The sequence below is a fragment of the Rhizobium hidalgonense genome (assembly GCF_005862185.2).
Lineage (GTDB): Bacteria > Pseudomonadota > Alphaproteobacteria > Rhizobiales > Rhizobiaceae > Rhizobium > Rhizobium hidalgonense.
In genome coordinates, this window is the sequence record NZ_CP054027.1 from 3168854 (window position 1) to 3183220 (window position 14367).

Consider the following 14367-nt stretch of genomic DNA (forward strand, 5'->3'; position numbering starts at 1 on the left):
CCCCTCTCCCCGTCAGAACGGGAGAGGGTTAGGGTGAGGGGCGGCTTCTGGCTCTGCAGACCCTATCGACTTATCGCGTCGAACCCTGCGGATTAATGGTAAAGCCCAAGTGACCTTGTCTTCCCACAGCCGGCTCGTCGCGGACGGCCCGCAGCAGCATGTCGGCGACGCGCTAGTGATATCGTAGCGTGGCATTGACTACCGACAAGTATAGATGTCCGGCCGGCGCCACTTATCCACAAAATGGCATTATATTATGCATTTCAGCGATCTACATCAAAAGAACCTGCTTCGATAAAGTACCACGTCAAAGGTAGGCGTTCGGCACGGACCGACCGCCCTGCCTTGCAAGGACGCCGCCGATCTGGCGGCGAATGACAGGGAAAAGGATGAAGCTATGTCTACAGACAGTAAGCCACTGATCGCGGTAATGGGGGCAACGAGCAAACAAGGGCGCAGCGTCGTTGCGACACTTCTTGAGAGCCAACGTTTCCGCGTCCGTGCTTTCACTCGGAGAAAGGATTCGCCCGAAGCTTTACGTCTCGAGCAACTCGGCGCCGAAATCGCCACCGTGCCTCTCGAACTCGGCCTTCAGAAGGAACTCGTTGCTGCATTCAAGGGCGCAGATGGCGCATTTCTGATGACGCCTCCGATCGCCCCGCCGGAGACGAGCGAGGCCCCTCTCGGCCGGCAGTTGGCGGATGCGGCCGTGGAGGCCGGCATCGGGCACATTGTTTTCAGCACGCTCGAGAATGTCGACAAGATCGCCGGTGGGACGAAGTATGCACCGCACTTCACCGACAAGGCGCGCGTTGCAGATTATATCCGCGGCCTGCCGATCTCTCATTCCTTCATCATGCTGGCATTCTTCTACACCAATCTTCTCGAGTATTATGCGCCGCGCATGGAAGGCGACACCCTGCTCTTGCCGATTTATCTTCCGGAAGATTTCGCAGCACCCTTCGTCGATCCGCTGACGGCAACCGGGCCTGTTGTCCTCGAGATCTTCTCGAACCCTGAGCGCTACAACGGCAAAACGCTGCCGATCGTCGGCGATATCATTTCTCCGCGGGAGATGGTCGAAACCTTTCAACGCGTGACGGGCCTCAAGGCCGAGTATCGAAATGCTTTCACCAGAGACGGCCTGCTGCACTATTTTCCCGAGTTTGCCGCCAACGAATTTCTTGTTCGAGAGATTCTCGGGATGGTCGAATATGCTGTCGAGTATGGCTATTTCGGTAAGGAGCACGATCTCGAATGGAGCCGTCGCCTGAATCCCGAGACGCTTGACTGGGAGCAGTTTCTGCGGACGACGGGGTGGCGCGGCGACAAGCGGTCCTTCGGAGGTTGATGCATAGCGCGCCTCGCGGCAGCGATTTTGACAACGGCGTGCTTGAAAACAAGCACTTACGATTGCCGGATTCCCGGCAGTTTGGAAATCTCGGCGGCAAGAAAGTCGACGAGCAGCCGAACGCGGGCAATGGCTGCACGCTCCGGAACGATCAGCAAGCTCACCGGAACCGGCGAAGGCCGATAGTCGCCAAGCACGACCTCGAGCCGGCCGTCGTCCAGAAGATCGTGGATCAGCCAGAGATGGGTAGGACCGATGCCGCGTCCGGCGGCAAGGGCTTCGCGCGCCGCAAGCCCGTGATCGACGCGCAGACGACCGCTGACAGGGACTACCAGGCTGGTGCCATCGGGAGAGGAAAGAAGGAGCTGATTGCTGCCCGCCACGTTGGACATCACGACGGTTTCGTAGCGTGACAGATCGGCCGGGCGCTGCGGCCGTCCGCGAACAGACAAATACGCCGGAGCACCGACCAGCAGCCGCTGGCTCTCTCCGAGCGCATGAAGTTTCATTGCGCTGTCGGCGAGAGGTCCAAGACGGAGCGCCACGTCAACGCCTTCGCGCACCAGGTCGATACGCTCGTCAGTCAGGTTGAGATCGACGCGGATATCCGGATGCCTGTCCTGAAAGTCGAAGATCATCCGCGTGACATGCATGACGCCGAGCGCTGCCGTACAGGAAAGCCGAACAGCGCCGGCGGGGGCCTGACGGGCATCCCTGGCTTCTTCAGCTGCCTGTTCGACCAGGCGCAATATCTGAAGGCAGTTGGTATAATAGCGACTGCCTTCGTCAGTAAGGGTGACACGGCGCGTGGTGCGGCTGAGAAGCGGCACGCCGACAGCCTCCTCAAGTTCATTGAGGTGCCGCGTGACGGTGGATTGGCCGACACCCAGCTCCCTTGCGACCATCGACAGATTGCCGCGCTCGGCGACACGAACAAAGGTGCGCATTCTGTCAAAAGACAGGCCCGCTTTATCCATTTTTCAGCACAGTGGTTGCCATCCGATCCTTATACGGAATAATTCTGGCCATGCCCAGTCCAGGCCTCCGCGAGGCTCGGCTCCACGTCTGTTGTCGCGGTGCGTACCAAATTACCGCGTCGAACCGCGCGGAATAATGGTAAAGCCCAAGTCGGCCTTGCCTTCGTGGGGCGGCTCGTCGCGGACGGCGCGCAGCAGCATGTCGGCGACGCGGTAGCCGATCTCGTAGCGGGGAATGTGCACCGTCGTCAGCGACGGCTCGGTAAAGGCCGAGAATTCCAGATCGTTGAAACCGCAGATGCCGACATCTTCCGGCACGCGGATGCCGCGCTCCTTGCATTCGATCAGGACGCCGAGCGCCATCTCGTCGCTCTGGGCAAAGACGGCATCGACATCGGGAACGCGCTGCAACAGGTGGGAAAACAGTTCCCGGCCGAGGCCGGTGCGGCTGGCCGAATCGCCGCCGATGATGAGATCGGGGTCGAAACATCCGGCTTCCCGCATTACCGCCTCATAACCTTCGATACGGCGGCGCGAGCGAACATCGGCCCCGCGGCCCATGAAAGCGATCCTGCGATAGCCCCTCGACAACAGGAAGCGGGTGGGGCCGGTGCCTGCCGAATAATGGTCGAGGCCGACGACCAGCCTTTGCGGCTCCTGGCTGAGATCGGCAACATGGGCGATGGGACAGGCGGCACTTTCGATCAGCGGCAGAAGATCACGATAGGATTCGGCGCCGGCGATGATCACGCCGGCCGGCTTCTGCGTCAGGAAGGATTTCAGCAGCCCCGCCTCGCCCTCGGCATGGCGCAGCGTATTGGAATATTGCACGGTGAGTTCGGTGTCGCGGAAGCGATCCTCGATCCCGACCATCAGGTCGGTGAAGCCGTATTGGTGCAAGGCGGGCGTGATGACGCCGACGACACCGTTGTGGCGGCCGGCGAGCGCCCGGGCGGCAAGATTGGGCATATAGCCCATTTCGGCGACCGTGCGCAGGATCACCTCGCGCAGATCTTCCGAGACGATTGCGGGATTGCGAAGCGCGCGCGAAATGGTGATGGGGCTGACGCCCACCTTCTTCGCCACATCGATCAACTTCACTTGCGCGCCGCGCCTGGCCGTCCCCGGCCCCACTGCCTTGTTCATTGTCCCTCAAATGCTGCCCGCGAGACTCACCAACCCTCGATTCGCGGCCTTTGCTTTCTGAAGAATAAATAATTTAGAGTCTACTAACGTTTTAAATTAGCAACAGAATCCAGGGATAAAACTGCAGACAGAGCCGCTGGATCGTCTGGCGGGAATGTACGGGCGTGCGCGCCGACCGGATCACCGGCTGCGGGAATAAGTCCATTAGATTTCAAGTGAAACCGCCGCGGCGGACGCGAGGCGGAACAAAGTCGGCGTGGAATTTCCAAAGCGTGGGCGCTGGCCCGAAAATCCCTCGGCACAAAGATTAACTTCCAGTAATGTCTTACAAATCGGCAATATCAACATGATCAATATTTAATTTGTAAATCCGCTGGCGGCGATCATATGAATCCCGAGCGCGAATTCTTCTTTTTCGCCCGGTCGCCCCCCAACGGCTGCGCCGCGATGAGAGCAATTGGCGCCCAACGCCATCCGACGCCAGGTCCAGGGGGAAGCCCGACGCCATCCAAAGTCAATGCTCTAGCAAGGGCCACCCTTCCAAGGACCATCACCATGTCACACATCCTCCGCAAACATCGCGCCGCAGCCCTGGTCGGGGCTGCCATCCTCGCCGGCGCCGCATGCCTGCCGTTGACCATCAACGCGTCGAACGCCTCTGCCGCACCGGCCGATGCCGGCGGCGTTCTCGCAGCCAGCGGCTCCTTCGCGTCGATCGTCGACGCCGACAAGCCCGCCGTCGTTACCATCACCACGACTGTGAAGGCGACCGATGTCAGCGCCGGCGAGCAGGATTCGCCGATGGACGAGCAGTTCCGCCAGTTCTTCGAGGATCAGGGCATCCCGCTGCCGCGCCAGGCGCCGAAAAACCGGCCTTCGCAGCAGGCCATGGCGCTCGGCTCCGGCTTCATCATCAGCCCAGACGGGGTGATCGTCACCAACAATCACGTCATCGACAATGCCGTCGACATCAAGGTGACGCTCGATGACGGTACCGAACTGCCGGCGAAGCTGATCGGCACCGACCCGAAATCCGATGTCGCCGTCGTCAAGATCGAGGCGGGAAAGCCGCTGCAGACCATTGCCTGGGGCGATTCCGACAAATTGAAGCTCGGCGACCAGATTCTGGCGATCGGCAACCCGTTCGGCATCGGCACCACGGTAACGGCGGGCATCGTTTCGGCGCGCGGCCGCGACCTGCACAGCGGGCCGTATGATGATTTCATCCAGATCGACGCGCCGATCAACCACGGCAACTCCGGCGGGCCGCTGGTCGACCGCAGCGGCAATGTCGTCGGCATCAACACCGCGATCTATTCGCCGAACGGCGGCAGCGTCGGTGTCGGTTTCGCCATTCCGTCCGATGAGGCCAAGGCGATCGTCGCCAAGCTGCAGAAGGACGGCTCGATCGATCACGGCTATCTCGGCGTGCAGATCCAGCCGGTGACGAAAGATGTCGCCGATGCCGTCGGCCTCGACAAGTCAGGCGGCGCACTGGTTGCCGCCGTGACCGCCGATACGCCGGCCGCCCATGCCGGCGTGAAGCCGGGCGATATCGTCACATCGGTCGGCGGCCAGACTGTCAAGACGCCGAAGGACCTGTCGCGGCTGGTCGCCGATCTTTCGCCGGGCGCCAAGAAATCCCTCGGCATCTGGCGCGACGGCAAGGCGATCGACCTCAACGTCACCGTCGGCGGCAATGAGGACGGCCAGAAACAGGCCGCCGCCGAAAGCCCGGATAGCAAGGGCGGGAGCAGCGGCCAGCCGAGCCTCGGCATCGGCCTTGCCGAGCTGACGCCCGATATGCGCCAGCAGCTCAACCTGCCGCGCGCCGTCAGCGGCGCGGTGGTCGCCAGCGTCGATCCCGACAAGTCGGCCGCTGCCGCCGGCATCCAGGCGGGCGATGTGATCGTCTCGGTCAACGACCGACCGGTCCACAACAGCCGCGACGTCAAGACCGCGATTGCCGAGGCCGGCAAATCCGGCCGCAAATCGGTGCTGCTGCTCGTCGAACGCGATGGCAATAAAACCTTCGTCGCCGTGCCGTTTGCCGCCGCCTGAACGGCCGCGCCTGGCAGTAAAACCTTCGTCGCCGTGCCATTTGCCGCCGCCTGAACGGCCGCGCCTGGCAGCAAGACCGTCGTCGCCGTGCCGTTCAGCGCAGCCTGGGACGAGCGCGCATTTCGAATTTGAGATTGGAAAGGAGAAGCCCGCGAAAGTGGGCTTTTCCGATGTGGTGTCCAGCCCCGGGACAAATCCTCCGGCTCGCGATGTCAAGCCTGACGCCCGCATGGCGAATGCTGGCATTTTTCTGGAAATCTGAAAAAACGCCCCGTCTTTTTGTCCCGAAAAGCGACATGTAAACAAGGTGTTGCGCCATTGACGGACGCACCCGTTGAGGACCGATCAACCCTCAGTGGACGAATTAACCCTACTGGCTTACCTTAATATCAGCATCACCTTGAATACCTCCCGCCCTATGCCATCGTATTTTCACGATGACTCATTTGGTTTCGGGACAGCTCGCCGGAACCGTGGCCCGCCTTTCATCGAGAGGCCGGCTTCCATAAAGGGCCGAACTCGATCATATGGAGGGTACGCCATGAACAACGTCCTGCAATTTCGTCCGAAATGCCCGCATGTCGAAACTCTCGCCGACTGCCGGGAAGCGCTCGAACCGCTCGTGATGAAAATCCTCAGCGAGGCCATCGGCAAGGGCTATCCGCCAGCCGAAGCCGCAATGGTGGTCGCCGATATCGCTGATGATTACATCCTCATGCTGTCGCGCCAACTTGCCCATTGATCGGCTCGCGCTTCGGGCTGTGCGGGCCGGGCAGAGAAGCGCTCCGGCCATCCCGGATGTGCAGTGGACCGCGCAGCGACTGCAGGGGTAGCAGTTGGTACAGGAGACGAGACCTGCTACGCGGTCCGTCGGCCACAACGTCACTATTTGTCGGAAGTTCCGCCAATCAGGCGCCGCAGATCAGCCGGCGCGCTCGCCCCGTCGGGCCAAGTAACAAGCAAAAATTGCTTCGATCCGCTTCAATCGTTAGACTGGCATGCTTCGGCGCCTGCGAAAAACCAAAGCGCCTCGGCACCCCATCAAAAAACCCCGGCGGACCGGGGCTTTCAGCGGATTTTCACGGGTAAGCACCACAATCGGCCCTCCTGATCAACAGGATCGGCGATCAGGACGCCCGGCAGCAAGATCCGGTCCCCTCGCCTTCGCGGCATCGTCTGGCGCCGCTCAATCTTTGAGTCATGGCCGTAACGCAGCGTGAAACAGACGCATCCTCTGTCAACGCCACCTCGGCTGTCGCGGCGGAGCGTTGGCCTGGATTTCATGCAGAGGTGCGCGAGACCCGAGAAGTTTCTTCAGCTTCTTTTCCTCGGCCGGACTGATCCCGAACTTGCGGCAATGTTCTGCAATATCAAGCTCCCGGGGACCGGGAATGCGAACCTGGCGATTGTTCATGCTCTTCATGACTGTTTCCTCCTGAAAGGAGAACCAGCCCGATGCCGATTTGTTCGTTAGAGATAGCTAAAATTTAAAAGGCTCGTTTCAGGGCAGCGGAACGCTTGGTGCGACCAGTAAATTATCGTCAATACGACACCGTAGCGGAACCTAGCCGGGCCCTCTTTCGTTATATTAGCAGGAAAGCATGGGTGTTCCTCCCGTGCGATCCGAGTTGTCTAGACTGCCCCGCCTCGGCGGGGCTTTTTTTGGGATCTAACGCCGTGGAAACAAAATGCAACAGCTCAGTTTACTTTGAGCCATCCTTCTATTTTCCGAGAAGCCATCCAGCAGCAGACGCGCCAAACTTGGTGATCATGAAGGTAAGCGCCGACGCCCCTATCCCGACGATCCCGAGAGCGCCGAGCCCCATGAGCTTCCACCGGCGGACGTCATCGGTCACCGGCCGCATTTCCGAGATATCCTCTTGCACGGCCGAAACGGTTCCCTCGACCTTGCCAACGCGATCAACGAGGAGATCCAGCCGGCCGTGCATCTGAGACCGGCTGTTGTCGGATTTGATTTCCGATTGCCTGAAAGCATCCCTGAGATTGCGGACCTCTGCGAGCAGTTCCCCCATCTGCTGATGCAGCCGGGGGTCGAAGTCAGATGTGTTCATGCGGGTGCCTCTAGATTACGAATTTCGTTTTTTCGGACTGGGCGATGCCAGCCACAATGCGGTCGATCATAACGGGCTGCGGGTGCACCATGGATGCCGGGGTGTTTTCGCCGATCGCCGCGGCCGGGCGGACGACCGTTCCAATCGGCATCACCACAGCGCTCGTGCCTTGATATGTGATGACGTTGCCGGCAATGCTGGCGATGACCTGCGTGCTTAAGCGCGCGACGCCGTCGGGGCCGGAATAGAGATTGATGGTCTGCTCTGCTCGAAGGAAGCTCGCATCTGCCACGGTGATGGAATTGTAGGTAGCAACACCGTCCGTGCCGGCCTGGACTGTCAGCGTCGTGCTGGGCAGTTCCAGCATACCGGGCCAGCAGCCGCCGCGTGAGGGCGACACCCAGGCTGAGTAAGTATCGATCGCCGCGTCGCAGCAGGACGAGGTCTGCGCGATGATATCATCATGCAGCCGCCACTTTCCCGATGCGTCCGTCCCGTCGGTCGGCCATGACTGATTCGCCGAATAGGCTTGAAACTCGACCCTCAATCCCAGTTCGCCGAGGCGAATTGTTCCAGTCGCCGGCGACGTACCGCCCGTAAAATCGTATGTGAAGCTATTCGCACCTGTGACCGTAATCACGACGTTGCCGTTGTAGGCGGTCGGTGTCGCCCCGGTAATGCTGACAGTCTGTCCGCTGGCAAGGCCGGTGGTGCCGGCCGCTATTGTGCCGGTTGCCACCGTCCCTACCGACGTCAGCGTTATGGTCTTCTGGATGTCGGTACGGCCAAGCGGCGGGAAGGCGACGATCTTGGCGCCAGAATATTCAGCGCGGATGCGGGTCACCAAACTGCGGTAGTTGGTGTTGAACCACGTGCTGTAAGAGGTCGAAATATCGTTCTGCCCCAGCTGATTGGCGACGACAGTGAACGGCCATTCGCCGTTGTTGAAGGCGATAATTTCGCGGACGATATCCCTGCGACGCGTGGCAATGGAAGATCCGGACCCGGTATATTCGCGGACGGAACCCGCTCCCGGCATGCCCATCAGCAGATGCGGCGTGCGGCCATTGATCCCGTCCTTGTCGAGCCAGCGTCGGAACCAGCCGAGATTGCCGCGGTCATCCGCAGCCGAGCTGAACTCCTGTCGACCTTCGCCGAGGCTGTCACAAAAGCCGAGCGCGACCGGGCGGCCATCCCAATCGCCTTTGGCGACCATGAAGTCGGGGCCGTAATATTGCGGCTGCGCCTGTGTGCCATATCCCGTGTCGAGAGACGCCGTGCTGTCGGCATCCGGGGTGGCCATAAAGGCTTCCAGCGTGGCAAGGTCACTTGCCCCCCAGATTCGCTCGCCTCGATGCTTCTGGATGCGGTAGACGGGCCAGATCTTTTCGGCAACGGCGGTGTGGTAGAAAGTCCAGAGTTCGATCGCGCTTTCGGCGGCGACGTCGGGAATGGTGATTTCGTCCGTCCACGCGCCGTTGGTCTGGTCGGCGATCGTGACCGTGTTCGATGCACCGAACTGCAGCTGATGGAAGATGCCGCCAACCCGCATATACATTTCATCGACAAGGACGGAGTTGCCGGGCGTGCCGATGGTTCCGGTGACGATCGTCTCCTGCGGAGAGTTTCCGCCTTCCGTCGAGGCAAAGCCCGAGAGGTGAAAGCGGAAAGTCCGCGTCTTATATTGCGGCGTGCTGACGACGATCTTGCTGCACACATAATTCGTGCCGGATGCGGCCGTCACGATGGTCCCGGAGGGCATGCGGTTGCGGGTGGCGAAGAACATATATCGATCGGGATCGACCGGGCCGGATCCGCCAGCCCTGAACCTCGGGCTTGTTACGGCGAGCGATATTCCGTTCATCATCGGCGGGATCCAATTCTGCTGGTGAGGTCGTCGTAAAATTGCACCATGCGCCCCTGGCGGGCATTGGCGCGGTCGAGCGCCTGGCGCTCGCGGGCAAGGATGGCGACCACGGGCTCGCCTTCGCGGACCGGCGCATGCGCTTCCTGCCGGCGCAGATCATCGGGCAAAGGCGGCAGCGCGATGCCGGCCGCCGCCTGCCCCTTCATCACAGAGGCCCTGTTCAGCCGCTCAGTGGCGGAGCAGCCACTGACGATCAGCAGCAGTGACAGCGCAAGCGCGGTTCTTTTCAGAAAGCTGAAGCTCATGGGATTGGATCTCGGTTTCGAGTGTGTCTCTGGCCGCCTGCTCTGAAGCCTCCGCGGCCAGAAGGCGCTTGCTGTGCTCTTCGGTGGCGAGCGAGGCCGCATTGCGCTGGCGCTCCATCTCGGCCGCTCTCGCATCGGCCGCAGCCTTCTCGGCCAGCAGCACATAGCCGGCGCGCGCCTGGCGCGCCGCCGAGGGATAGCCGATCGCAACGGCATAGAGGTGATAGAGCACCAGACCGGCGGCGATGCCGGCGCCCATCTTCAGGCTGTCGAACAGGGAGAACATCAGATGCCCTCCAGGCAGAATTGCCGCTCTTTCTGCCGGCGCCTGACAAGGCCGGGAAAGGTGATGCCGGCGGCGCGGTTCCACTTCAACAGCGCCTCGCAGCCCTCGGCCGTCCTACCCTGGTTGATGAGCCTGACCGCGCTCGAGCCGCAAGCGGCCTTGACCCCGACATTATAGGCGAAGGAGGTCAGCGCCACGAAGCGCGCATCCGGCAGCGGCACCCGCACACAGCCTTCAACGCCGCGCGCATAGGTGTTGAGCTCCAGCGCCAGGAGCGCCTTGCACTGCTCCACCGTCTTGCGATCCCCGGGTTTGACGCCATTGGTGCTGCCGTAGCAGATCGTCCACGGCTGCCCCCGTGTGGCCGGATCGGGATAGGCATTCTGCCGCAATCCCTCGAACGACCCGACCAGCGCCACGGCCATGGCCGCGGCGGCACTACCCTTCTGCAGGCGGTTTGCCATTCAGATCTCCTGAGATTTTCTGCTGAACGAAAATGCGGGCGACGATCGCCGCCACGGCGAAAAGCCCCGTCGCCGCCGACATGGCGAGCTGGATGTAGAGGTTGCGCGACAGCCAGGTTGCGGCGACGAAATTGATGACGGGCTCGAGGACGATGCAGAGCAGCGCCAGCGCCATCAGACGGACGGACCAGGCGTGCTTGATCACCGCGCGCCAGTTATGGACGAGCATGGGGTGGGCTCCGGGTTATGATGGGTGTTGGGTCTCGCGGTGCGCGCGGCTCTCACCGAGGAAGACGCGTGCGGGACCGGTTCCAAGCACGGAGATCCAATAAAGGTACCGCGAAGTACACTAATAGTTGTCTCTTGCTAACGTTTTCGCATAACGGTTACGTTAGCGAAATGAGATCATTTCCACTTTCAAATAGAATCGCGGGCCTGGATACGGTCAGAGCAGTTGCCGCTCTGTCTGTTGTGTTTGCGCATTTGCTTGGGCCATCGATGCCCGGCGTTTCGCGTTACATCTTCACCGGTCACCCCGCCGTCATAGTCTTCTTTATCATCTCGGGATTTTGCATTCACTTCCCGTTCCGAACGGCGGAAATGTCTGCTGTGGCTTTTCTAAAGAGGCGATATCTCAGAATCATGATTCCAACCGCTGTAGCACTGGTTCTGGCGCAGTGGGTCGGCATCCGTCAGTACAATCCGATCGACGGCTATATCTTATGGTCCGTGGTTTGTGAGCTCATTTACTATTCGCTCTATCCGCTACTCCTTCCAATATCACGGAAAGTGGGGTGGCCGCTGATGATCGTCGTCTCAGTCATCATTTCCTACCTCATCGCGATCGGTTTGGGCTCGGATAAATATGGCAACGCGCAGATCTACGGCCCCTCACTGAATTGGGTGGTCTCACTACCAACCTGGTTCATGGGTTGTTACATCGCCCAAATCTATCGAAGGGGAACGTATTTCGGGAACATTTGGATATGGAGAGCGGCGACCGCGCTCACCGCTTCAATTCTGTATTGGGCGACGCTTAACACCCCGATCGGGTTCTATCTGACGATGATTCCTTTTGGTGTTCTGGCATGCGGGTGGATTCTTTCCGAGGCGTCGAATGCTGAGCGTGGCAACGCCTCGGCGATCATGGAGAAAGTTGGAGAAGCTTGCTTCTCCATTTATTTGATCCATGTCATCGCCGCGGCGGCGATAGAACGGCTTGGCATCACCAGTCCGGTCATCATCTGCGCCGGCTCACTTCTGCTCGTTGCCCCGTTCTTCTTTTTCGTGGAAAAGCCCGCTCACGAACTTTCTCGACGTTTGGGGGGCCGGATGGTGGTCGGGACGTCGTGAGATAAGTTGCGTCACCCAGAAACGGATTGTTCAATCCCCAGCGCCAAATCGCGACCGCTGATTGGGCAACCTCAGCACCTCGCCACGAATATGGGGCGCGCCCCGCAGAACGGCCCCAGCTAGGCTCGAAATTGAGCCACGTGAATCTATCATTTTGTAAGGATATAGCAGTGAAATGCACTGCTCTCGTCATTTCTTTCGCCTATAGCGGTAAGAGGATCGGCGAACATTCGGAGCGCACGCACCCACTCTGCTTTGATGCCAGGCAACTTGTCGGGTTCGACGCCGGCTACCATGTTCATGAGCGCTGGGAACATCGGTCGAAATCCAATATCCCACGCTTGGATTACTACTTTAGGCAGGTGTTGCGAATGATGAGAAACCGAAAGGCCTGCACTGCTGAAAATCTGCCGCCAATCATCATCTGATTTCGACTGCTTGATATTATCACTCAGTCTTCCGCGATCCAATAACTCGAGCCACTTCCATTGCTCATCCTTGGTCTCGACATATAAAGAATTATAGAAGCTGTACTGCGGCAGCGTTTCATTTGGCAGCATCAGGCATATCTTGCCGCCCGGCACCAGAATTCTTCTCAGCTCAGAAATGACCTCGGCCGGGTTATCAAGCCAATAGACGATGTTCGAAAAAATCGATCCAAATGAATTATCGTCGAAAGGCAGAGGCGCGTTTCCATCTCCCTCGACGGTTTCTTTGTAGAAGTTCAGCGCCGCCGCTTTTCGCAGCAGATTCGCCTTATGGTCGAAGCCAACACTTATTTGATACGACGCAGGGCTAGCGACGAGGGGATCGTAACTCTCATCATAAGCGTCAAATACGTCTACGTTCTGGTAAAATCGATCAAGTCTCTCCGTCTTTTGGAAAGCATCGAATTCTGCGGTGAACTGTCCCCTCGCTCTAATAAACGAAAAAATGCCGTCTCCACATCCAAAGTCTAGCGATCTGCCTTCGAATTCGAAGCGCCTCATCGCCTCCGTATCCAAATACCGCCAGACGGCGGTCTCGGGCCGGAGCCAAAATACACTCAACAATTGTTCTAAAATCGACGTCATTTAATCACCACTGCCGCACATTTTCTCCCCGAGCTATACGACGGAAGGCGGCCTCGTTCAACGCGGATGCGCGGGCGTCCTACCTGAAAGCGGGGCGAGCCGCGGATCTTTGAACCTATCTTCTCTCAGAGTGTCGGGACCGCGCGATCTCGCAGTCGGAATATTGGCTTCTCAATGTACCGATAAGAAAGTGCGGCAATCGCGATGGTTATCGGTGCGAATACGCAAAACTCAACCGGCCCATAGAGTCCAAGCTTTATGCCAAGGAGAGGCTCGATATATCGCGGAGTGACGTAGTAGAGGAAAGTGTAGCTCACAACCAAATGGTAGACGTATGCGCCATAGCTGCGCCGTCCTAAATATGTCAGCACCGGGTTATCAAGCACTTTTGCCGCGATATCCGCGCGTCCGCTCGCCAAGAAAAAGATCAGCGAAGCGGCAACGAGATAGACCGGAACATCGCACACAACTTTGCCGAGGAAACTGCTGCGGAAAGCTACGAGCCCAAAGTTATATTCGGCCCAAGCTAATATGCAAAATCCCACAATGCCGGACACCATCACTACCGAGAACCACCGAGAAGCCGCGACAGGCCCCCTGTCTGATGACGTAATGATCGCGACCGCGGCGCCAGCGCCTAAAGCGTCAAGGTTGCCGAGTGTCACAAGGACGTTGGCCTGTCCGAGATCTGCGAACCAAGCAAAAGCGCGCCACCCGATAGCAAGAGCAATCGACCCAACCAAAACCGCCTTCCAGGCTCTCGGCCGGAGAAAAATCACCGCAGGCGCCCAAAACAAATAGAACTGCTCTTCGACAGCCAGTGACCACCACGGATATGCAGGCCCGTAAGTGCCGAGATCCTCTCGTAGAAATACGTTCGAAAAGTTTTGCAGGAAGAGGACGTGGTAAAGCACATCTTCTCGAACCGCATCATTCAGGCTCATGCAGATGATGAAGGCCAGACCAAGATAATAGATTGGCTGGATGCGGAAGAAGCGACGGCAGTAGAAGTTAACGAGTAATGCGCGGGCGCCAAAAATCTGCCGTCGCGCCGAAAGGTCGATCAGAATTCTTGTGATGAGAAACCCGCTGATAACGAAGAAGACAAGTAGGCCGGCACGCCCCCATTCCGCTATCTCTTGGAATGCTTCTGACGGCGCCCAATGGGCCTGAAGCACCAGGATGAGGGATATGGCGCGCAGACCATCAATCCCTCGAACCCTATCGCGAGAGCCACCACGAACAAACTGAGACGTCACTACGTTATCCACTAGGTAGCTCCATGCCCGGCAGTGGATAACTCAATCAAAGAGTGATGAAAAGCCGCTAAAGGTCATCGCTTTACATCGGGGATTGACTGCCGGCATTAACCTACCAGCCTTCGGAGATTCACGTAGGCGGTATTCGAGCAG

15 protein-coding genes and 1 pseudogene are annotated in these 14367 nt (G+C 59.2%); 4 read left to right on the forward strand and 12 right to left on the reverse strand.

What is annotated here, in order from left to right; all coding sequences use genetic code 11:
- Window positions 1–70 precede the first annotated feature (70 nt).
- Window positions 71–195: pseudogene (locus tag FFM81_RS33335) on the reverse strand (GntR family transcriptional regulator); the annotation flags it as partial.
- A gap of 202 nt (window positions 196–397) precedes the next feature.
- Between FFM81_RS33335 and FFM81_RS15355 the strand changes: the two are divergent.
- Window positions 398–1351: an NmrA/HSCARG family protein gene (locus FFM81_RS15355; RefSeq protein WP_138384724.1), complete on the forward strand. Its 954-nt coding sequence runs from the start codon at window positions 398–400 to the stop codon at window positions 1349–1351.
- Between the two features lie 56 nt (window positions 1352–1407).
- Here the strand turns inward: FFM81_RS15355 and FFM81_RS15360 are convergent, their stop codons facing one another.
- Window positions 1408–2328 carry a LysR family transcriptional regulator gene (locus FFM81_RS15360; RefSeq protein WP_025415607.1) on the reverse strand — a complete coding sequence of 307 codons (921 nt, stop codon included), beginning with the start codon at window positions 2326–2328 and terminating at the stop codon, window positions 1408–1410.
- A 111-nt stretch (window positions 2329–2439) separates the two neighbouring features.
- Window positions 2440–3474, reverse strand: coding sequence for a LacI family DNA-binding transcriptional regulator (locus tag FFM81_RS15365; RefSeq protein WP_003569596.1), 1035 nt, complete (start codon window positions 3472–3474; stop codon window positions 2440–2442).
- 555 nt (window positions 3475–4029) lie between these two features.
- Here FFM81_RS15365 and FFM81_RS15370 point away from each other — a divergent pair.
- A complete protein-coding gene (locus FFM81_RS15370) occupies window positions 4030–5535 on the forward strand; it encodes a DegQ family serine endoprotease (RefSeq protein ID WP_138384723.1) in 1506 nt (501 codons plus the stop codon).
- A 541-nt stretch (window positions 5536–6076) separates the two neighbouring features.
- Window positions 6077–6277 (forward strand): hypothetical protein, encoded by a 201-nt coding sequence (locus FFM81_RS15375; protein ID WP_003569598.1) that lies wholly within the window; start codon window positions 6077–6079, stop codon window positions 6275–6277.
- A 495-nt stretch (window positions 6278–6772) separates the two neighbouring features.
- Here FFM81_RS15375 and FFM81_RS15380 read toward each other — a convergent pair whose 3' ends face one another.
- The 7 genes from FFM81_RS15380 to FFM81_RS15410 all read right to left on the reverse strand — a co-directional run bounded on the left by FFM81_RS15380 (window position 6773) and on the right by FFM81_RS15410 (window position 10758).
- Entirely contained in the window at window positions 6773–6958 is a 186-nt protein-coding gene (locus tag FFM81_RS15380) for a hypothetical protein (RefSeq protein ID WP_003569599.1), read from the reverse strand.
- Window positions 6959–7256: 298 nt separating this feature from the next.
- Window positions 7257–7607: a DUF1515 family protein gene (locus tag FFM81_RS15385; protein WP_138384722.1), complete on the reverse strand. Its 351-nt coding sequence runs from the start codon at window positions 7605–7607 to the stop codon at window positions 7257–7259.
- A gap of 10 nt (window positions 7608–7617) precedes the next feature.
- The gene (locus FFM81_RS15390) at window positions 7618–9474 is read right to left on the reverse strand and encodes an SGNH/GDSL hydrolase family protein (protein ID WP_138384721.1); all 1857 of its coding nucleotides are present in this window, start codon (window positions 9472–9474) and stop codon (window positions 7618–7620) included.
- Complete coding sequence (locus FFM81_RS15395; RefSeq protein ID WP_138384720.1) at window positions 9471–9683, reverse strand: hypothetical protein; 213 nt, start codon at window positions 9681–9683, stop codon at window positions 9471–9473. Before FFM81_RS15395 ends, FFM81_RS15390 begins: the two co-directional genes overlap by 4 nt.
- A gap of 19 nt (window positions 9684–9702) precedes the next feature.
- The gene (locus FFM81_RS15400) at window positions 9703–10065 is read right to left on the reverse strand and encodes a hypothetical protein (RefSeq protein WP_138384719.1); all 363 of its coding nucleotides are present in this window, start codon (window positions 10063–10065) and stop codon (window positions 9703–9705) included.
- Window positions 10065–10529: a lysozyme gene (locus FFM81_RS15405; RefSeq protein ID WP_138384718.1), complete on the reverse strand. Its 465-nt coding sequence runs from the start codon at window positions 10527–10529 to the stop codon at window positions 10065–10067. The genes FFM81_RS15400 and FFM81_RS15405 overlap by 1 nt, the downstream gene beginning before the upstream one ends.
- Window positions 10504–10758: a DUF7940 domain-containing protein gene (locus FFM81_RS15410; protein WP_138384717.1), complete on the reverse strand. Its 255-nt coding sequence runs from the start codon at window positions 10756–10758 to the stop codon at window positions 10504–10506. The genes FFM81_RS15405 and FFM81_RS15410 overlap by 26 nt, the downstream gene beginning before the upstream one ends.
- Window positions 10759–10928: 170 nt before the next feature.
- On the opposite strand from FFM81_RS15410, the gene FFM81_RS15415 reads away from it, so the two are divergent.
- Window positions 10929–11882: an acyltransferase family protein gene (locus FFM81_RS15415; protein WP_138384716.1), complete on the forward strand. Its 954-nt coding sequence runs from the start codon at window positions 10929–10931 to the stop codon at window positions 11880–11882.
- A 149-nt stretch (window positions 11883–12031) separates the two neighbouring features.
- Here FFM81_RS15415 and FFM81_RS15420 read toward each other — a convergent pair whose 3' ends face one another.
- On the reverse strand, window positions 12032–12955 hold the full coding sequence (locus FFM81_RS15420; RefSeq protein WP_138384715.1) for a methyltransferase domain-containing protein: 924 nt from the start codon (window positions 12953–12955) through the stop codon (window positions 12032–12034).
- A 125-nt stretch (window positions 12956–13080) separates the two neighbouring features.
- Complete coding sequence (locus FFM81_RS15425; RefSeq protein WP_138384714.1) at window positions 13081–14226, reverse strand: acyltransferase family protein; 1146 nt, start codon at window positions 14224–14226, stop codon at window positions 13081–13083.
- Between the last annotated feature and the right edge of the window lie 141 nt (window positions 14227–14367).